This is a genomic window from Acinetobacter sp. YH12156 (assembly GCF_013418235.1).
Taxonomy (GTDB): domain Bacteria; phylum Pseudomonadota; class Gammaproteobacteria; order Pseudomonadales; family Moraxellaceae; genus Acinetobacter; species Acinetobacter pseudolwoffii.
Genome location: NZ_VPCL01000006.1, coordinates 1 through 20237 on the forward strand (window position 1 = coordinate 1; position 20237 = coordinate 20237).

22 protein-coding genes are annotated in these 20237 nt (G+C 41.6%); 19 read left to right on the top strand and 3 right to left on the bottom strand.

The window, feature by feature from the left end:
• Positions 1 to 715: 715 nt before the first annotated feature.
• The 17 genes from acnD (at position 716) to FTU87_RS07390 (ending at position 15489) form a co-directional block, all read left to right on the top strand.
• Positions 716 to 3334 carry a Fe/S-dependent 2-methylisocitrate dehydratase AcnD gene (acnD, locus tag FTU87_RS07310; protein ID WP_180096906.1) on the top strand — a complete coding sequence of 873 codons (2619 nt, stop codon included), beginning with the start codon at positions 716 to 718 and terminating at the stop codon, positions 3332 to 3334.
• Positions 3335 to 3416: 82 nt separating this feature from the next.
• On the top strand, positions 3417 to 5177 hold the full coding sequence (locus FTU87_RS07315; protein WP_180096907.1) for an ATP-dependent endonuclease: 1761 nt from the start codon (positions 3417 to 3419) through the stop codon (positions 5175 to 5177).
• 131 nt (positions 5178 to 5308) lie between these two features.
• Positions 5309 to 5452: a zinc ribbon-containing protein gene (locus tag FTU87_RS07320; protein ID WP_004645925.1), complete on the top strand. Its 144-nt coding sequence runs from the start codon at positions 5309 to 5311 to the stop codon at positions 5450 to 5452.
• A 109-nt stretch (positions 5453 to 5561) separates the two neighbouring features.
• The gene (locus FTU87_RS07325) at positions 5562 to 6140 is read left to right on the top strand and encodes a DUF4126 domain-containing protein (RefSeq protein ID WP_180096908.1); all 579 of its coding nucleotides are present in this window, start codon (positions 5562 to 5564) and stop codon (positions 6138 to 6140) included.
• Positions 6141 to 6329: 189 nt separating this feature from the next.
• The gene (locus FTU87_RS07330) at positions 6330 to 6536 is read left to right on the top strand and encodes a hypothetical protein (protein ID WP_180096944.1); all 207 of its coding nucleotides are present in this window, start codon (positions 6330 to 6332) and stop codon (positions 6534 to 6536) included.
• Between the two features lie 267 nt (positions 6537 to 6803).
• The gene (locus FTU87_RS07335) at positions 6804 to 7067 is read left to right on the top strand and encodes a hypothetical protein (protein ID WP_180096909.1); all 264 of its coding nucleotides are present in this window, start codon (positions 6804 to 6806) and stop codon (positions 7065 to 7067) included.
• Positions 7068 to 7593: 526 nt separating this feature from the next.
• Positions 7594 to 7842, top strand: a complete 249-nt coding sequence (locus FTU87_RS07340) for a DUF6868 family protein (RefSeq protein ID WP_180096910.1) — start codon at positions 7594 to 7596, stop codon at positions 7840 to 7842.
• 122 nt (positions 7843 to 7964) lie between these two features.
• Positions 7965 to 8678: an SIMPL domain-containing protein gene (locus tag FTU87_RS07345; protein ID WP_180096911.1), complete on the top strand. Its 714-nt coding sequence runs from the start codon at positions 7965 to 7967 to the stop codon at positions 8676 to 8678.
• Positions 8679 to 8761: 83 nt separating this feature from the next.
• Entirely contained in the window at positions 8762 to 9427 is a 666-nt protein-coding gene (locus FTU87_RS07350; protein WP_180096912.1) for a pseudouridine synthase, read from the top strand.
• A gap of 584 nt (positions 9428 to 10011) precedes the next feature.
• Complete coding sequence (locus FTU87_RS07355) at positions 10012 to 10944, top strand: DUF4041 domain-containing protein (RefSeq protein WP_180096913.1); 933 nt, start codon at positions 10012 to 10014, stop codon at positions 10942 to 10944.
• Between the two features lie 259 nt (positions 10945 to 11203).
• Positions 11204 to 11593: a ribonuclease E inhibitor RraB gene (locus tag FTU87_RS07360; RefSeq protein WP_005097967.1), complete on the top strand. Its 390-nt coding sequence runs from the start codon at positions 11204 to 11206 to the stop codon at positions 11591 to 11593.
• A gap of 234 nt (positions 11594 to 11827) precedes the next feature.
• Positions 11828 to 12274, top strand: a complete 447-nt coding sequence (locus FTU87_RS07365; RefSeq protein ID WP_005169565.1) for an SRPBCC domain-containing protein — start codon at positions 11828 to 11830, stop codon at positions 12272 to 12274.
• 122 nt (positions 12275 to 12396) lie between these two features.
• On the top strand, positions 12397 to 12735 hold the full coding sequence (locus tag FTU87_RS07370) for a zinc ribbon domain-containing protein YjdM (protein ID WP_005097964.1): 339 nt from the start codon (positions 12397 to 12399) through the stop codon (positions 12733 to 12735).
• 124 nt (positions 12736 to 12859) lie between these two features.
• The gene (locus FTU87_RS07375; RefSeq protein WP_005169568.1) at positions 12860 to 13225 is read left to right on the top strand and encodes a 5-carboxymethyl-2-hydroxymuconate Delta-isomerase; all 366 of its coding nucleotides are present in this window, start codon (positions 12860 to 12862) and stop codon (positions 13223 to 13225) included.
• Positions 13226 to 13711: 486 nt separating this feature from the next.
• Entirely contained in the window at positions 13712 to 14152 is a 441-nt protein-coding gene (locus FTU87_RS07380; protein WP_180096914.1) for a nuclear transport factor 2 family protein, read from the top strand.
• Positions 14153 to 14202: 50 nt separating this feature from the next.
• A complete protein-coding gene (locus FTU87_RS07385) occupies positions 14203 to 14403 on the top strand; it encodes a hypothetical protein (protein ID WP_244881220.1) in 201 nt (66 codons plus the stop codon).
• Positions 14404 to 14433: 30 nt separating this feature from the next.
• On the top strand, positions 14434 to 15489 hold the full coding sequence (locus FTU87_RS07390; protein WP_180096915.1) for a DUF1176 domain-containing protein: 1056 nt from the start codon (positions 14434 to 14436) through the stop codon (positions 15487 to 15489).
• A gap of 75 nt (positions 15490 to 15564) precedes the next feature.
• Here FTU87_RS07390 and FTU87_RS07395 read toward each other — a convergent pair whose 3' ends face one another.
• A complete protein-coding gene (locus tag FTU87_RS07395; RefSeq protein WP_180096916.1) occupies positions 15565 to 16332 on the bottom strand; it encodes a hydroxymethylpyrimidine/phosphomethylpyrimidine kinase in 768 nt (255 codons plus the stop codon).
• 98 nt (positions 16333 to 16430) lie between these two features.
• Here FTU87_RS07395 and FTU87_RS07400 point away from each other — a divergent pair, with 98 nt between their 5' ends.
• Positions 16431 to 17078, top strand: coding sequence for an HAD-IA family hydrolase (locus FTU87_RS07400; protein ID WP_100329157.1), 648 nt, complete (start codon positions 16431 to 16433; stop codon positions 17076 to 17078).
• Positions 17079 to 17200: 122 nt separating this feature from the next.
• Here the strand turns inward: FTU87_RS07400 and FTU87_RS07405 are convergent, their stop codons facing one another.
• Both FTU87_RS07405 and FTU87_RS07410 read right to left on the bottom strand, forming a co-directional pair.
• Positions 17201 to 17716, bottom strand: coding sequence for a hypothetical protein (locus FTU87_RS07405; protein ID WP_180096917.1), 516 nt, complete (start codon positions 17714 to 17716; stop codon positions 17201 to 17203).
• 24 nt (positions 17717 to 17740) lie between these two features.
• Complete coding sequence (locus FTU87_RS07410; RefSeq protein WP_180096918.1) at positions 17741 to 18349, bottom strand: DUF805 domain-containing protein; 609 nt, start codon at positions 18347 to 18349, stop codon at positions 17741 to 17743.
• Between the two features lie 482 nt (positions 18350 to 18831).
• Between FTU87_RS07410 and FTU87_RS07415 the strand changes: the two genes are divergently transcribed.
• Positions 18832 to 20073: a carbohydrate porin gene (locus FTU87_RS07415; RefSeq protein ID WP_180096919.1), complete on the top strand. Its 1242-nt coding sequence runs from the start codon at positions 18832 to 18834 to the stop codon at positions 20071 to 20073.
• Positions 20074 to 20237 lie beyond the last annotated feature (164 nt).

Consider the following 20237-nt stretch of genomic DNA (forward strand, 5'->3'; position numbering starts at 1 on the left):
GTCATGAGAAAGCCCATATAAATGGGTAATGTACAAGTTGCTGTAGAAGCATGTTTAATTCGTCTGATCACAGATACTTTATAAAGTATTTTAATACTTTTTTGAATCCGTCAATGCGTAAGTCCTAACATATTAAAATAGTTGTAAAATTTGTAAGAAAGTCTTACGAAAATTATGGAATTGAATCAGGACACAGCTTTTAAATGGTTCTATCGCTGAAATACGATGATTTTCGGAATTATTGTATAAGGATGTTTTGAAGATATGCTTAATATCCAGTTTTTATCAACAAGCCGCTTGCATATAAAGACCTAAATGTAAGAGAAGAGACTTATTTGGCTTTTAATAGTTGGCTTTTAATCGGTTATAGGGTCTATTCGCTGCTTAAAATACAGCTCATAAAAGTTGCATGAATATGAAATAAAGCCTGTTTATTGCGCCTATATGTTGATTATTTTTTATGCTGTTGTGAGTGTCTCATACTAAAGAATGAGATGAATTTTCTACGATTTTTCAAAAAAATAGAAGTTTAGAGCCAAAATTCTAAAGGCCAGATAACAAATTGATTAAAATAGACCGATTTCTATAATTAAACTATTGAAAATTATAAGATTTGGGAAATGGACTTTCGGCAGCGTACAATGCCTTGATTAAAAACAAGTCATCAATAAATTTTGATGTGCAAAAAAGAGTAATAAACGAGGGCAGGCAAGCTATGAACAACAACTACCGTAAACCGCTGCAATCCACCCAGCTGGAATATTATGACGTGCGTCAGGCCGTAGAAGATATTCAGCCAGGCGCATATGCCAAACTTCCTTATACCTCCAAAGTGCTTGCTGAGCAGCTGGTTCGTCGTTGTGATCCTGCCATTTTAGAACAGTCTTTGCGCCAGCTGATTGAGCGTAAACAGGAACATGATTTTCCATGGTATCCGGCACGTGTGGTCTGTCACGATATCTTGGGACAAACAGCTTTGGTCGATCTTGCCGGCTTACGTGATGCAATTGCAGAACAGGGCGGTGACCCGGCTAAAGTCAATCCAGTGGTACCGACCCAGCTGATTGTCGATCATTCACTGGCGGTTGAGTTTGGTGGTTTTGATCCGGATGCTTTTGAGAAAAACCGTGCCATTGAAGACCGTCGTAATGAAGATCGTTTCCATTTTATTGAATGGACCAAAACTGCCTTTGAAAATGTCGATGTGATTCCTGCCGGTAATGGCATCATGCACCAGATCAACCTGGAGAAAATGTCTCCGGTGATTCAAAACCGTGATGGCCTGGCATTCCCAGATACCTGTGTCGGTACAGATTCACATACCCCACATACTGATGCGCTTGGCGTGATCTCGATTGGTGTTGGTGGACTCGAAGCCGAAAACGTGATGCTGGGGCGTGCGTCTTGGATGCGTCTGCCAGATATTATTGGGGTGGAGTTTGTTGGTCAGCGTCAGCCGGGCATTACCGCAACCGATATTGTGCTCGCACTGACAGAATTCCTGCGTAAAGAACGTGTGGTCGGGGCATACTTAGAATTCTTCGGTGAAGGTGCAGACAGCATGTCAGTGGGTGATCGTGCCACGATTTCCAACATGACCCCGGAATACGGTGCAACCGCTGCGATGTTCTATATCGATCAGAACACCATTGATTATCTGACTTTAACTGGTCGTGAAGCAGAGCAAGTCAAACTGGTTGAAACTTATGCCAAAGAGATTGGTCTGTGGGCATCGGATATGACTCAGGCACAATATCCACGTGTATTGCGTTTTGATCTTTCAACAGTAACCCGTAACATTGCTGGCCCATCCAATCCGCATGCTCGTGTCTCGACATCTGACTTAAAAGAAAAAGGCATTGCAGGTAATCTAGAGGCTGCACGTGCGCAAGAAGCTGAAGGTTTAATGCCAGATGGCGCGGTGATTATCGCGGCGATTACGTCTTGTACCAATACCTCAAACCCGCGAAATACCGTGGCGGCAGGTTTGCTGGCGCGTAAGGCCAATGAACTCGGTTTAGTCCGTAAGCCTTGGGTGAAATCTTCTTTTGCACCGGGTTCTAAAGCAGCAGCGTTATATCTTGAAGAAGCTGGCGTACTCAAAGATTTAGAAAAACTGGGTTTTGGGATCGTGGCTTATGCCTGCACCACTTGTAACGGCATGTCGGGCGCACTAGATCCAAAAATTCAGCAAGAAATTATTGACCGTGACCTGTATGCCACAGCGGTATTGTCGGGCAACCGTAATTTCGATGGCCGTATCCATCCTTATGCGAAGCAGGCTTTTCTGGCATCGCCACCACTGGTGGTGGCGTATGCGATTGCCGGTACGATTCGTTTTGATATCGAAACGGATTCACTTGGTAATGACAAAGATGGCAACCCGATTTATCTAAAAGACATCTGGCCATCGGATGAAGAAATTGATGCACTGGTCAAAGAAGCAGTGAAGCCGGAACAGTTCCGTCAAATCTATATTCCGATGTTTGATTTGGGTGTGAATGAAAAGGCAGCAAGCCCGCTATATGACTGGCGTCCGCAAAGTACCTATATCCGCCGTCCGCCGTATTGGGAAGGTGCCCTCGCTGCACCACGTACCTTAGCCAATATGCGTCCACTGGCGATCTTGGGTGATAACATCACCACCGATCATTTGTCACCATCCAATGCGATTGTGCTCGACAGTGCTTCAGGCGAATACCTGAAAAAAATGGGCGTGCCTGAGGAAGACTTTAACTCTTATGCAACGCATCGTGGTGATCACCTGACCACACAACGTGCAACATTTGCCAACCCGAAACTGTTTAATGAAATGGTGGTGCGTTCAGACGGCAGCATCAAGCAGGGTTCGAAAGCACGTGTGGAGCCTGAAGGCGAAGTGATGCGGATGTGGGAAGCGATTGAAACCTACATGAACCGTAAGCAACCGCTAATTATTATTGCAGGTAAAGACTATGGTCAGGGTTCGAGTCGTGACTGGGCGGCGAAAGGTGTGCGTCTGGCAGGTGTAGAAGCGATTGTGGCAGAAGGTTTTGAGCGTATTCACCGTACCAACCTGGTGGGTATGGGTGTGTTGCCACTTGAGTTTAAGCCGGGTACAGACCGTAAGACTTTAGGTCTGGATGGTACTGAGCTATATAGCGTGATTGGTAACATTGCACCACGTTCGACCTTGACCTTAGTGATTGAGCGTTCAACAGATGATGGTAAGAATCAGATTGTTGAAGTGCCTGTGACCTGTCGTCTGGATACGGAAGAAGAAGTGTCTGTTTATGAAGCGGGTGGAGTATTACAGCGCTTTGCACAGGACTTCTTGGAAGGGAATGTGGTTTAAATTTTGTTCTAAAAGTATTTGATATTGTTTAAAAAAGACCCTACTGTGAAGTGGGGTTTTAATTTTTTATGGGGAAATAAAAATGCATAAAATAACAGAGGTAACAATTAAAAATTTTAAATCATGTATTGATACCAAGTTGATGTTGTCAGATTTCACTCCTTTGGTTGGATACAATAATGCCGGAAAGTCAAACTGTTTATCTGCAATTCAATGGCTTATAAGAAAAGTTAGTCTCTCAGAAAAAGATTTCTATGATGTATCTCAGCCAATAGAAGTTATAGCAATGATAGAGGGGATTTCTCAGGAATTGCTTGATCAATTGCCTCAAAACCAAAGAACTTCAATTGAACGCTATGTCATAAATGAACAGCTTAAAATTCGACGTCTACAAGAGCGACCGAATGCTAAGGTAGCGGAGGTTAAACTTTCGGTTTGGGATACTGCAGCTAGTGATTGGTTTCCAAACCCGACGGGGCTTGATAATGCGATTAATGTTTTACTACCTGAACCAATTAGAATAGGTGCTATGGAAAATGCAGCTGAGGATGCATCTAAAGCCAAAACGACTACTACTATCGGAAAATTATTAGCAGAATTTTTAGAACCTGTAAAAATAGCCCATGAAGTAGAGTTAAATCAACATTTGTCAGAAATAACATCTAGAATTTCTTGTAATGGTACTCAACGATTTGGAGAGTTAGCTAGTATAGATCAGGGTGTGAATGGAAAAGTTAATAATCTTTTTCCTGGAATGAGTGTAAAGGTCCATTTTGAAACACCTTCAATTGATGATTTAATAAAGGCAGGAACATTAAAAGTTGTTGAAGGGCAAGGATGCGATCGGGATTTTTCATCATATGGTCATGGTGCACAACGTTCAATTCAAATGGCATTAGTTCAATATTTAGCTGAAATAAAACGGCAGAATAATCATCAAATTTCTACAACTCTATTATTAATCGATGAGCCTGAATTATATTTACATCCCTTCGCAATAGAACAAGTGAGAGAAGCCTTGGTTGCATTATCTCAAAATGGTTATCAAGTAGTAATTTCAACACATTCAGCTCAAATGATAACCGCAGAAGGAGCAGAAACTACTTTATTGATCCGGAAAGATCAGAATATAGGAACGTATTCTAGAAAACGTTTAGTAGATGCAATTCAAGCTGTTGTTCCAAACTCAACACATCAGATGGAACAGCTATTTAACTTAACTCATTCTACTCAATTACTTTTTGCTGAAAACGTTGTTTTGACAGAGGGTAAGACCGAACTTCGTTTATTACCATTTTTATTTAGAGGTATTGCTGGTCTAACGATGGGGCAAGAGAAGCATGCATTAGTTGCGCAAAGTGGTGTTAATGATACGCAAAAATCTTTGGCTATTTTAGCTGAGATGGATTTACCTACGAAAGCCATATGTGATCTTGACTATTGTTTTAACGGAGCCATTAGCCATAATTTTCTCTTGCCAACTGATAGTGATGTTTTAAACATCAAAGCAATTTTACAAAGGATTGCACCCATAAATGGGATTTCATTAAATCCTAGTACAGGACTACCACAAAAGAATCAGAATATTTCTGCTGCGAAAGCTTTTGAAATATTAGCTCTAGAAACAGATGCAGTTCCTTTCATTGAATCTCTGCATAATAAGATGAAAGCTCAAGGTATTTGGATTTGGAAAAAAGGTGCGATTGAAGCACATTTAGGAACAGTAAATAAAACTGAAAGTGAATGGGCTAGATTTAAGCAAGATGCTAACAATAATGGTTTTCCTGCTGCTTGTAGAGATCATGAGGGAATTAATGATTTGGTTCAGTGGTTAAGAAGCTGAGGTTAAATTTTTTTAATATTAAAAGAATCACTTCGCCCAAATGCCATCATCATTTACAAAAATGGACAATAGACATTCATCACTAGAGGGTTATACTAGATAGACCATTTCTAAAACCATGGAGAACAAAGATGGTTACTGCTGGCGAAAAACCCGGAACAGGCTTCTATTTTTGTGTTCAATGCGGCCACCGCACCTACTTAGAAATTGGTACTGATCGTTTACCACCGTGTACCAAATGCCAAGGCAATCAATTTAACAATAAGAATGCCTAAGCAAACCAACTCAAACAGATATCCTCTGTTTTGAATGAAAGCCCTATTACTCGATAGGGCTTTTTTGTTAGCTTATAAAAAGTAAAACATTCAGCTTCTGGAGCTTCACATGGAAACCATACTTGGCTTATGTATTGGCATTGGACTTAGCGCAGCCTGCGGTTTTCGCGTCTTCGTGCCGCTGTTAGTGATGAGTGTTGCCGCCATTTTCGGTTGGTTTGAGCCGATGAAAGGCTTTGAATGGCTTTCTATACCCGCTGTATGTGTCGCACTTGGCTTTGCCACAATCTGTGAAATTGGCGCGTACTACATTCCGTGGGTAGATAACGCATTAGATAGTATAGCCACGCCTGCGGCAATGATTGCAGGCACACTGTCCACTCTGGCTGTCAGTTCAGGTGAAATGTCCCAATTTGCCACTTGGGCATCCGCGATTATCGTCGGTGGTGGTACAGCTAGTGCAGTCCAATTGAGTACAGTCGCATTACGTGGTGCTTCGACACTCACAACAGGTGGGGTGGCAAACCCGGTGGTGAGTACAGGTGAATGGATTGGTGCAGTGGTGCTTTCAATCTTGTCATTTATGTTGCCATTCCTTGTTGTATTTTTAGTGATATTGGTCATTATCTGGATGGTACGTTGGGCACGTGAAAAACGAAAAACAGCTACAACTGAAACGCCGTTGTAATGCATCTAAGCAAAGTCTGGTGTTGAATCTATTCGAAAAATTAGAAATTTTTTTAAAATAAAAGTTTTAAAAATGGTTGATTTTCACCCAATAAAGGCATAATTTTAATATGGAATTAAAGACATAAAATAATTATGCCTTTAAATACCAACTTATAAAAATAAACAATTTGGGGAGATGAAAATGGAAATGTTGAAATTTATCATCGATGAAAATCAGCAACAAGATGGTGGGCATCATATCCACAATGCATCACTAGGCTGTACAAATTTACCTGAAGTCAATGCACAAATCCTGATTGGCTACTTTGCCAATTATGACTTGGCCTACAAACGTGCGCGAATGAACTGGCCTCGTGAGAAAGTGACAGCATGTCCAAACTGCTGTCAGGCATAAGCAATGATTTCATCAATACTTCTCATCTTACGGACTACAGCTTCATTCCTGAATGGAGCTGTAGGATTTCAACATCAGGATTTTTGACTGCCATCAATCTAAACCCTTCCGAAAAGCTTTTGTCTTTAACAACTTGTAAATCTTTAATAATAATTTGGACTTGGCTTAAAATTTGCAAATTCAATGATATATATCCAACCGCATCAAATTGGTTATCAAGATATTCTGAAATGATGCAATAGTTGATCATAAGGAGAGGGGAATCCGATGAATATCGTTGAAAATGCACCAGAATCAGGCAAATTAAATAAAAAAGCCCATTTTTATTCCGGATGGCCACTGATTCTGATTCTTTTTGGGGGCGCGATTGGCTTGGTTTACGCGGTGATCGCTTATCTGCTTAATCTGAAGATTTATCATTCTGAACTGACTCGACTCAACAAGGTGCTGGCGAATTTGCTTTGTGGAATGTCAGCAATCAGTGCATGGTGGTTTAGTGCTCAATGGATTCAAGGCACTTTTTTTCAATAAGAGTGTAAATATGACCTGAATATAAATTGCAATAAAGCTCATTTTTATCGAATAAAAAAGCGTAAATAATAAGAAATGGAATTTATTTTTCTTTGTTGGGGTTAATGGCGAAATAAATTTTCAAAATTATCGAAAATTAAAAAAACATAGGAAATTAATCCCACAGGGTCTTCGCTACTATATATCTCAAGGGTGTGATGGGATCGGAAAGAGTAGCATGCTGCGAGCGGCGCAAAACGCGAGTGCAGTACGAACCCAAAAGGTCTCGATTCGGCTTAGGACGCTATAGACCAAAAGTTTATAGGCTATAAGATTATGTCTTACCAAGCATGATAGTTGAAGTAAACCATTAGATGTTTTCCCAACACCCTAAAAAATTCTCTACAAGACTAAAGAATAAAAATTAAAATAACGATAAATCAAAATCTTAATATCAACTTTAAACCTGCCTAGATACAAATCAATCCTTCAATTTTCCCTTTGATCTGCTATTTTAAAATCATTCATAGCCCTTAGGGGAAGCAGCATGAACCTTGATCTCTGCTGGCGTTTTTTACTGTTTTGCACACTTATCAATTATGTCATTCTGATGATCTGGTTTATGGTGTTTGTCTTTGCCCGAGACTGGATGAAACAGGTGCATGGAAAATGGTTTCATCTTTCAGACAGTAGTTTTGATGTGATTCATTATTCGGGTATGGCACTGTATAAAATTGGAATTTTTTTATTTAACCTGTCGCCGTTGATTGCAATTTATCTGATGAAACCAAGCTAAGTATTGAGTTGTGATTGAATCGTTGACTGATCAGAATACGGTTTGATCCATATGATTTATCGTTGCTAGTTCGCGTGGCAGGATTAACAAGAAACAGAAACATTTCAAAGGAGTTGAAACGGATGAATCAATTCAAACCAGCACTGATTTTAGGTGCGCTAATTGGCTTGGGGATGATTATTGCAGGATGGATTCTGGGCAATAGTGCGCTGAAAATCAAACAGTATGAACGCATAGTTTCGGTCAAAGGTTTGTCAGAACGTGAAGTCAAAGCGGACGTGGCGGTATGGCCCATTCGCTTTAATGCCGGCAGTCAGGATCTGGCCGAGTTGTACGATACCATGCAAAACAATACCCAGGAAATTCAGACCTTTTTAAAAAATGAAGGTTTTAGCGTGGAAGAAATTACCAGTGCTTCACCGAGTATTACCGATAAATACGCGCAGCAATACGGCGGTGATGCCAATGTCGCGCTGCGTTATACTGCCAGCCAGACCATTACGGTCTATACCCCCAAAATAGATGCAGTACGAGCGGCACAAAGCCGTCTGATGGCTTTGGGTAGAAAAGGAATTGCTTTTGCTGGAGATGATTCCGGACAAAGAACCGAATATTTATTTACTAAGTTGAATGACATTAAGCCGGCGATGATTGAACAAGCCACCGAAAATGCCCGCAGTGTGGCAGAAAAATTTGCCGCAGATTCAAAAAGCAGTCTGGGGAAAATCAAGTCCGCCAATCAGGGCATGTTTAGTATCGAAGATCGCGACAGCAATACCCCCTATTTGAAAAAAGTCCGTGTGGTCTCGACGGTGGATTATTATCTGGCAGATTAATTTATCTGGCTATGCGCGGTGATTGACAGGCTAAATACAGCTTGTTATTTTGCGCGCATTGTTCCAGATGCTGTATTCCTAAAATGCCCATCAACCCCGACTTTGTCTATTGCCCACCGCAAGAGCCGTTACATATTGTTTATGAAGATGATGATCTGGTGGTGATTGAAAAGCCGGCCGGATTATTGTCGGTTCCCGGGCGTTTACCTGAGCATCATGACAGTGCCTATTTACGTGTGTTGGATAAATATCCGCAGGCCAAAATTACCCATCGTCTGGATATGGCCACTTCAGGTATTTTGATGTTCGCCAAACACCGCGATGCAGAAGTGGCGGTGAGTAAAATGTTTCAGGCACGGATGGTGCATAAAAATTATGTCGCGCTGGTACAAGGTAAACTCGAAGGTGAGGGCAGCGTCGAAGTGCCTTTGATTACTGACTGGGAAAACCGTCCGCGTCAGATGGTGCATTTTGAACTGGGCAAGGCCGCCAAAACCTTGTATCAGGCATTAGAATATCTACCCCGGCAAGACATTAGCCGAGTGTTGCTGACTCCCATTACTGGTCGTTCCCATCAGCTACGCGTGCATATGCTACATCTGGGTCATCCCATTACTGGCGATAAAATCTATCATCCAGAACCACAGCGCAGTCCTTTAAATCGTATGGCTTTGCATGCCAATTATCTGGCTTTTAGCCAGCCGCTGAGTGGTGTTCCAGTTGAAATTGAAGTCGTAGTCCCGTTTTGATTTGGATCATAAAAACAATGGTATCCAGTCAAATTAGTTCTATTTTTTGTAATCATTAAAAATGGTATTTGCCCTTAAACTGAACCGCTTAAATTAAAAATTGTGAGAATTTATTTCAGTCAATGCTCTGAAAATTAATGGTTTTTCATGTTTTTTATTTGAAATCTAATACTTATGCATTGCTCAATCTGCTGTTGGCAGAAAACATACAGGTGAATGCTGGCTGCATATCTTGATGATGAGTTTAGGAATTTTTATTGTCTTTATCTGCTGTTATAAGCTTGATATCTTTATTTCTATTGGTTTTTTAATTTTACTGTCATTAATTTTAAACTTTTAAATTATATCCTTTGATATAAAAAATATTGTTAGCTGTTTCAGGATCGTTTTGATTTAAGCTGCAAATCAATTCATGATGTATGACTTGCACATAAAAAATTATAGAAAAATAAAATGAATGAAAGACTTAGTGGCGATTAATGGCTTTGATTATCTGGTCAAAGTGATGCAAAATTAACCAGTACTTTATAATAAATTTTTAATTTGATGTTTTAGGGCAATGCCCGGGGTTAAAGGACAGAACAATGCTCAGTATGGCTTTTTTCGTTCTCGCGAGTATTTTATTATGTGCCTTGCTCTGGAGCTTGAAGATCCAGGCTTCATTACGCAGCAATATCCGGTTTTTACAGGAAAATCTGGATCATTCACGCAGCAGACTGGCAGATTATGACGCTCAAGTCGATGAACTGAATTATGACGTGACCCAACTGCGGGTACAGCATGGCAGTTTAACGACTACGCTGAATAAATATAAAAAATATCAGGATATCTGTGATATCGAACAATATATTATCAACCGGACTTTGCAGGCCGAAAATTTTGTTGAAGTGACCAAACTGGATGCTTCGATCATGATTGATGATCTCAAGGCTTATATTGAAAGCGTGAAAGACTATCTCGCCCAGTTTCAAGCGAAAGCCTTAGTCGAAGTTGAACAGCAGGCCAGAAAAAGTTTAGCGGGTTATTATCAACAGGCCAAGCAACAGCAGTACTTAGAGGACGTAGTGAATGCCCTGGAACATAAAATCCAGGCCAAGCATTACGGTTTATGTCTGCCAGTACCGCAACTTTTACAACAGCTGATCGCAGGATATAGTGAAACGGATGCGGCTCGGCATCTGCTCGATGTGCGTGAAAAAATTCAGCAGGCCATAGCAACACAGCAGATCGCCAGTTGTAATTATATCGATGACGGCCGCCGTAGAAGTATCATTGAAATCTTTAGTTTGGCCTTTAATAGCAAGGCAGATTTATATCTTGCTCAATTAAACAGAGAAAATTTGGGACAGATGTTGCAAGCCTTAAGGGATGATTATGTCCTGCTGAATTATACCGGACAGCAACTGAGTCAGGCCACGATTCAGTCATCCTATCTGGATTTACGTTTAGAGGAATTAAAGTTTGCTGCGCTGGTTGTGCACATGAAACAAGAAGGCCGGCATCCAGAGACCGTATAGTTTTGATATGCATCAAAAGTACTCAGTCTTGATGGTAGCTGATAACGAATAGGGTTTTAGCGAAAGACCGATATTCCCGGACGTGATAGGCTATAAATATTTAAGAAATACCCATTTGACAGATAATTTTTATATTTATAAAAATCATATGTTTATTTATGGTTAAAAGATAATATTTTTTGTCCGGATCTCGATAATTGTCTAAAAATCAGCTAATCTTAGATGCAGAATAAAACAGCATCATAATAAGGATACTTCTATGTCACGTGATTACAATCAATTCCCTGACGATGAAAATGGCAATGTACTGTGGCAAATGCATCAGGATGGCGACGACCTGCAAGAAGCACATGAAATCGAATTTTCGCTGGTGTTTAGTGATGAAGAGCAGGCAGATCGTTGTGCCTTGTATCTCTTAAAGGAAGAACAAAAAATCAGCCTGTTTCAGGATGAAGAAAGCGCGACCCTGGAATGGATTATCACGATTTATGTCTATATGGAACCAACCTACGAGGATATTGTGGATCTGGAACAGTGGTTCAGCAAAATCGCTGCAGAATTTCAGGGTGAATATGATGGTTGGGGCTGCATGGCCTATGTCTATGATGATGAGCTGGATGAAGAAGAAAGCAGTCTACGTAATAGCTGATTGTGCCTGTATTTAAATAAAAAAACCCCGGTGCTGCCGGGTTTTTTTATCCTTTATATTTAGTTATATCGGAATGTCAGGACTTTAATACAGATACATAGTCATTATATATACCAGATTGAGGATTGCGTAAAATCAGTTCTATGGATGCTCAGCTTGGTCTGGTCAGTCTATACAAGAGAAGGGCAATATCCCTCAATAAAAATACATAATAACAATAAGGGACTAGGCAAAATGAGTTACACTCTAAAAATGCATCGAGTGTTTAGTGCACCTCCGGAGCGGGTGTATCGTGCTTTTGTTCACCCGGATGCCCTGGCAAAATGGTTGGCACCACATGGTTTTATTGCCAAGGTAGAACATGCGGAAGTCAAACCCGGCGGCAGCTATAAAACCACCTTTACCAATTTTTCCACTGGTACCCAGCACCATTTTCATGGGATTTATCATGAGGTGATTCCCAATCAGTTACTGCGTTATACCGATCAGTTTTCGACACCAGATCTGCAAGGTGAAATAGAAGTCACTGTGATCTTTGAAAAGGTTTCAGTCGGTACAGGCCTGCATATTATTCAGGTCGGCTATCCCGATTTAGTGCCGCCTGCGGTATGTCACTTAAGTTGGCAGGAATCATTCCAGCTACTTTCCTTGCTGGTGAATCCGCATATCCCGGATAATTAATGCTTGATGATTATGAGCTGGCCTTCAACGAAACTCCTGTTCAAAAGCGCATCTCTGCAAAGATGCTATACTGTGATCTTATTTGTTTCATTTATTTAATTTTTCTCTTTTTCGAGGTTCTTATGGGTCTGCCAAACTGTCCAAAATGCCAATCTGAATATACCTATGCAGATGGCGATCTACTGATCTGCCCTGAATGTGCACATGAGTGGAAAGAAGGCGAAATTACTGAAGAACAAGTGATCATTAAGGATGCTCATGGCAATGTGCTGGCGGACGGCGATAGCGTGACAGTGATTAAAGACCTGAAAATCAAAGGTTCATCTTCAGTGGTGAAAGTGGGTACCAAAGTCAAAAGTATCCGCCTATTGCCGGATGCTGCCGATGGTCATGATATCGATTGTAAAATCGAGGGAATGGGCCCGATGAAGCTAAAATCTGAATATGTAAAGAAAGCTTAAATCTGGCATCAGACTAGAATTTTAACTGGACATGAGACGGTGGATAAATCGTCTCATTGCTAAAATTCAGCGTTTATTTTTTATGTAGTCCCAATCCTCACGTTTTTGATCCGAGATCACTCGTATGCCACATCTGCATCTGGAATATTCTGACAATCTTCAACATCTGCTCCAGACTCAGCCGCTCTTGCTGGCCATGCATCAGGCATTGTTCAATGCAGGCTATGTCACCGATCCCGATGATTTAAAAAGTCGTGCGATTATGCAGCAGGATTATGTCATTGGACTGAGTCCACGGACAGATCAGGCCTATGCACATGCCAAAGTCTCACTATTGAGTGGACGTAGTGTCGAAGTGCGTCAGGCGATTTCTGCATTGGTGCTTGAGGTGATGCAGCAATCTATTGCTCCACAGCCCGAATTAAAAATTCAGCTCTGTGTCGAAATTATTGAAATGCCAAAGCAGACCTATAGCAAAGCCACGATTTAAATCCTGGCTTTTAGCTGTGTGGCATCGCGACAGCTTAAGCATTGTATTAAAAGCATCTACCAGTGCTCAGTCTAAAATAAATCAGACGACCGAACATGAATACTATTCCTAAATTCATTTCATCTTATTAAAATATAAACATATTTTTTTATAAATGACATTTTTGGTCATTTACAATAATACCGCAGAAGTCTTAAAGTGGGTTCAGATAACTCTCTATTCCTGATTTAAATAAAAATAAAGATTGATAGGGCTGTAATGTGGCATGTCTATGCAGATTGCATGAAGTTTTGGACCTAACTTAAAGATTGAAATCAAAATAATATTTTAAATAATATTCAGATGAATTGCAGTGAATAACACAAAGGGGATTGCCAGGCAATTATAGTGCTTGAGCATAATCAAAATAAGAAAAGCAAAAGACCAGAAATTTGGGACAATTTTAATTCCGATTTCAGGTCTGAATACCTGATTGAGGGGGACTTTATGCAGGTTTTTGGGGATGAACAACTGAGTCAGGAAGTCATGGCATTTCTTCAGCAATGGGACCATGCCATATGCAGTCTGGAGATCCAGGATATTATTCAATTATGCCGGCCAGATATCCGTCTGATCGATGTCAGTACTGAAATAAAAGGCATAGATGCCTATCAGGCGCTCTGGCTGCAATATCGGCCTTTTATACCTGAAGGAATCCGGATAGAGCGTCAAGAGGTCAATATTCATGTGAGCACTGATTTAGCCTTGGTCGATGGCTATGTTCGGGTGAATTATGCGGTAATTGAGCCAATTTTTCAGTTGGGTTGGTGCCGGGTCAGTATGTGTCTCAGCAAGCAGCAGGGACGATGGCAATTGTTGCATCAACATACCTCAGTACCGGTACAGCTAGAAACCCGTAAGATGCGCAGGATCAAAAGCGTCAGTTAAGTCATAAGCTTAAAAAATTAAGTGCAATATCTTGGTAAATGATTACAGGCATGCTTTATCAGGACACCATTCAGCAAAAACTGAATATACTCAAAGACTATCGTCAGGGAGCCGGGATGTGGGACGGTGCAATTCAGACCTTTGACAGGCTAGAAAATTCGATCGATACCCCGAAGCAGGAAGCGAGGAATCCAAATGTGCAGAATGTCAAAGTGGTCGGCTGGAACCTTCCAGTGAGGAAGCCGCACTAGGCTGGCCGAATACAATTTAAGGACTAAATAATGAAACAACAATGGATAGACAGCATCAAAACAATGAGTGTCGCATTTGGTCTGGCCAGTATCAGCTCATTAAGTCTTGCTGCCATTCAGGGGCTGCATTTTTCACATAAAGATTGGGAAATGGCCTGCGACAATACCGGCACCTGCCGCGCTTCAGGTTACCAGTCGGATCAGGAGATTGATCGACCAGTTTCGGTTTTATTAACACGCGCAGCAGGAACGGCCAGTGCGGTACAAGCAAAAGTCCAAATTTTACCCCTGCAAGCTGCAGCATCGACAGCTCAGCTTCAGTTACAAATCGCGGGCAAGCCCTATGGTGTTATTCGTTTAGATCAGAAAGGGATAGGTCAACTGAGTCGTACACAAACACAAGCCTTATTAAAAGCAGTTCAAGGCACGGATCCACTGATATTTAAGAATGCACAATCACGCTGGACTTTGTCGACAGCCGGAGCCAGTGCCGTTTTGCTGAAGATGGATGAATTTCAGCGCCGCCTCTCTACGCCCTCAGCCTTGATCAAGCCTGGGAAAAAATCCAGTCAAGCGGTACTCAAAGCCGCAGCGATCCCGCAAATTGTGATACCCAAATATCAGTCAGGCAAGATCACTCAAGTGAAACTGAATACGGCGGCGAGTCAGCAGATGATTCGGAAACTGCAAGCGAGCACTAACGAAGATCAATGCGATTTGCTGTTTAGCCAACATTTTATGCCGGATGATGTCATGACGATTTATCCCATCAATGCTCAAAATCAGCTGATTCAGATCCCTTGCTGGCGTGGAGCCTATAATATGGGCAGCGGTTTTTGGCTGATGGATCAAAACAAGCAACCGAGACAACTGGTGACCACCTCCGGAGAAACCTTTAGCCAAGGCCAGATATTTTCAGGGCATAAAGTACGTGGTTTGGGTGATTGTCTGAGTCAGGATGAATGGGCATGGGATGGTAAAACATTTGTCAAAAGTTTCAGTAGCCTAACTGTACAATGCAAGGGCTTTGCTGGCGGTGCCTGGAATTTGCCGACCTATGTGAGCAAAGTCATTCCCCTTAAATAGTCATATCCTGCATAAAAATAAACGCTATAAAAAAGCCTGAATCATTCAGGCTTTTGAATTTAAAAAAATATCATCTTAAAAGCGTTTTGGAATTCTCTGACCATTCGGAACAGGGATGTCGGCAATTTTTAATACTCCAAACAACCAGGTCTCTGCATGCTGTACCGCCGTTTTGAGTTGATCACCCATGGCCAGACGCCCGGCGATGAAGCTGGCCAGTGAACAACCCGAACCATGATATTCACCCTCCAGACGTGGACAGCGGGTCTCATTAATCAACTCGCCCGCGATATATAGACTGTTCTGAATATAATCCGGCGTATCTTCATGACCGCCTTTAACCAGAACTGCTTGTGCACCCATATCAAATAGTTTTTGAGTGGCCAGCTGTAGGTCTTCTTCACCTGTTAAAGCACGCAGTTCAACCGTATTCGGAGTTAGAAGGGTAGCCAATGGAATTAGTTGGGTAAATGCTTTGACCAGTGTCGCCTGATTGCCCAATGAACCGCCACTATTTGCCACCAGAACCGGATCGAGTACATACAGATAGTCCGAATGTGCAGTCAAAAACTCCGCCAGTGCTGCGATATTCTCTGTGGTGCCTAACATGCCAGATTTAATACAGCGAATTGGCAGGTCATTCACCACGGCATTGGCCTGAGCCAGCAGCAGCTCTTTAGATGTCGCTTCAAAACCAAAAACCTGCTGTGAATTTTGAATGGTGAGGGCTGTGCAGGCAATTGCTGCATGTGCACCACTTTGACCAATGGCTTCAATATCTGCCTGAAGACCGGCTCCACCTGAAGGGTCTAAACCGGAAAAGCAAAGTACGGTAGGGCGCAAAATGATGTCCTTCATTCACTAAAATTACATTAGTATAGGCAAATTTGAATGAACTCTCGATATTAATTTATATCGGTGCTGATGAGAGGGGATGGGCTGTGATTAAGAATATTTTAATTGATCTGGATGGGACATTAACTGATCCTAAAGTGGGGATCACCACGTCTGCGCGTTACGGTCTGGAAAAGGTGGGTCATCCGATTAGCGATGAGATCAATATCGACTGGATTATCGGTCCTCCCTTAAAAGCCTCGCTGGCCAAACTTTTAAATATCGAGACCGATCATATTCTGGCTGAGCAGGCGTTGATGGCTTATCGCGAACGTTTTGCAGTGAAAGGCCTATATGAAAATCACGTTTTCGAGGGTGTGGCAGAAACGTTGGCAGAACTGAAACGCCGTGGTTATCGTTTGTTTGTCGCTACGGCAAAACCGACGGTTTATGCCAAACAGATTTTAGAGCATTTTGATCTGGCTCAGTATTTTACTGAAATTTATGGCAGCGAACTCAATGGTGACAGAACCAATAAAGGTGAGCTGATTCAGTATATTTTAGAACAGCAACATTTAAAGGCCGAAGGCTGCATCATGGTCGGTGACCGTGAATACGATATTTTTGGCGCACGTCATAATGGCATTGACTCGATTGCAGTGAGCTATGGCTATGGCAGTCAGCAAGAGTTAGCGCTGGCACAACCCAAATATCAAATAGACCACTTTGACCAGTTGCTCAATTATTTTAAGTGAAGATGAAACAGTCTTATGAACGGTCGTGATGGTTCTGAGGCAGAAAGCAGCTAGGTCATACTGAGCTGCTGAGATTAAAAAATCCCGCACAGTGCGGGATTTTTTAATTTGGGCTAAAAGAATTAAAGCGTCAAAAACCAGGTTGATGCCAACACCACCATAATAATGATCACCAGCAAAATTTTGATGATCGTCATCTGATGTTGGGGGGGGACTCGGTCTTTGGTCAAGGCATTTCCGGCATGGTCAAACAGGATGACATTTTGTGCCTTACTTTCATAACCCAGTTCCAGTAATGCCCGCTTTTCAAGTTCGGTTAAACCATCTTCAGGAACATCCATAATTTGCAGCAGCGCAATAGAACCAAATAGCATCTTCATGGCCGATGAGGGTAAAAGTTGCTTCAGTGTTCCTGAGGCGGCATCAAAGTCCGCAATAATGCTCCGAGGATGGGCATAAGGCACATCGGGTAGCAGGGTATGTATAATCGTGCCATCCATATTCATCAGCTGCATTTTATCTTTATAGATTTGCACCCATACAGCATCTGGAAATTTCACTAATTGATCTTGCAGCATGGAGAAAGTCTGATTTTGCTGATATTTAGTCATTAAATAATCGATAAACAAATCCCGCATCAAGACGGGATTTGTAAGGTTCGGTTATTTGGCAGGAGCACCATATTCATTGTTTTGTTGCTTGGTTTCAGTTGCCCACCACCAGATCAGTACCAGTATACCAATCACGGTAAGCGTCAGTAATTGCCACCAACCAGAGCGTCCTACATCATGCAAGCGACGCGCGCCAACGGCCAGACTTGGGACTAGAAGTGCCAGATTAAGCAGGCTATTCACCAGCGGTTTAGTGCCTAAAACTGTATCAATTACCTCAGCAATAATGCCTAACATTACACAAAACAGCATAAAGAACCAAAATTCTTTACGGCGTGCGCGGCCGGAAAAGTTTGCATAGTTGGTCAGACATTTTACAAACCAGTCAATGCTGCTGTAGTTTTCCTCGGCTTGATCCAGATTGGAATATTTGCCGAGCTGACTGGAAATTTTTTCTCCCAGATAAATAGAACTGCCTAAGGCCAGATAAACCTCAGAGGCTTCACCCGCGGTATTGACGATAAAATCGACCCGATCACCGCGTGAAGGTGGACGCTCACTACGCCAGTCTGCGCCATTAAAGCTATAGCGCTGATTATCATCCCCCGAGATAAAACCGGTATTGTGTTGAATAGAAAAATCAAGGATTGAACCTTTCATGCTTGTTCTCGTCTATTAAGCTAGATTATTGTTTTAAAGCGACGCAATTTCTTATCAGAATAACTTTAGCATAATCTAATTTTTAAAAGTTTATGGTGAAATGACAATAATTTTTTCATGTTTTTAAAAGCCTTATCGCAATAGTGATTCAGTATTCAATCAACAAAAAATGTAGCGTTGCATGATTTGAAATGAAGAAAATTAAATAGTAATGGAGCTGATTTATCTCTGAATCTTTTATAAGAAATTAAAGCTAAATCTATCTGATGAATATCAAATTTTTCTCTGGAGCTATGGTTTGATGTTGTTAAATTTAATATGATGATAAACAAATGCTTATAAATTTTAAATTTACAAAAAGCATATAATAATACTAATAAATATAACATTTTATTCATACTTTTTATCTATTAGTAACGATGTTTTGAAATCAACAGGCGTATAATAAAAAGCTTCATATTGTGATGAAGGTATCACATTCAATGTATCTATCCCCATTATCGAAGGCCGTTTACCTTTGCTGGGCCTCTTTCATCTTAACCACGACAACCGTGCATGCTGAAGCTGCTTTCAGTTCGGAAAGCCCGTGGATGCTCGGTGACTGGAACGGGCAACGTACAGCACTCCAAAATCAGGGCTATGATTTCAGTTTTGGTTATACCGGTGAAATGGCAAGCTTGATCGATGCGCAAAGATCTTCAAGCCATAGAACTGAATATGCGGACCAGTTTGTTTTTGGGGCACATCTGGATCTGGCAAAAATTGCAGGCTGGCAAGATACCGAAGCGCAAATAACAGTGACCCAGCGTAATGGTCAGTCACTGTCTCAAAGCACTGCTGCTTTAAATGGCCATTTAAGTTCAGTACAAGAAGTCTGGGGCCGCGGTCAAACCTGGCGTCTGACTGATTTATGGATCAAGAAAAAATTCCTGGAACAAAAACTGGATGTGAAAGTCGGACGTTTCGGTGAAGGTGAAGACTTCAACAGTTTTGACTGCGATTTTCAGAATCTGGCCCTATGCGGTTCACAAGTCGGGAACTGGGTCGGTGATCAGTGGTACAACTGGCCGGTAAGCCAATGGGCTGCACGAGTCAAATACAACATTAACCCTGAATTTTATGCCCAAGTCGGTGCTTATGAGTACAACCCTGAGAATCTGGAACGTGGTAAAGGGTTTAATCTGAGTACGGATGGTTCTAAAGGGGCAATGCTTCCTGCAGAAGTGGTTTGGACGCCTAAACTGGGTGAACAGAAACTACCGGGTGAATATCGTGCCGGTTATTACTACAGTACAGCGGATGCTGAAGTCATTTCCAATCCAGATCAAACCGATCATCACCATGGGGGCTGGATTGTTGCCAAGCAACAATTGACTGCACATCACGGAGATACTTCGCGTGGTTTGACCGGCTTTGTGAATGCGACAGTGCATGACTCCAAAACCAATAATGTCAGTGATATGCAAAATATCGGGCTGGTTTATAAGGGTGCAATGGATTCACGCCCTCAAGATGAAATCGCATTTGGTATTGCACGCATCAACATGAATGACGATGTCAGTGCTGACCGTCATCAAGAAATCGATGCAGAAATTTATTATGGCTTACATGCCACTAATTGGCTCACCATTCGCCCGAATGTGCAATATGTGCGTCACGTCGGTGCGGACAAAGACGGTGAAAATGTATGGGTGGGCGGAATCAAGTTTAATACGTCATTTTAAAACATAGTTTTTAGTTGCAAATACACTATTGAATCTCTAGGTACTTTGTTGCAGTAATGGGCAATGCCTGCTTAAGACATTGATGTATTTATAACTCAGAATTTAACAATAAGGGTGCTCATGCCTGTCATGTGCATGGACTTTCAAAAAAACTTTTATAGGTG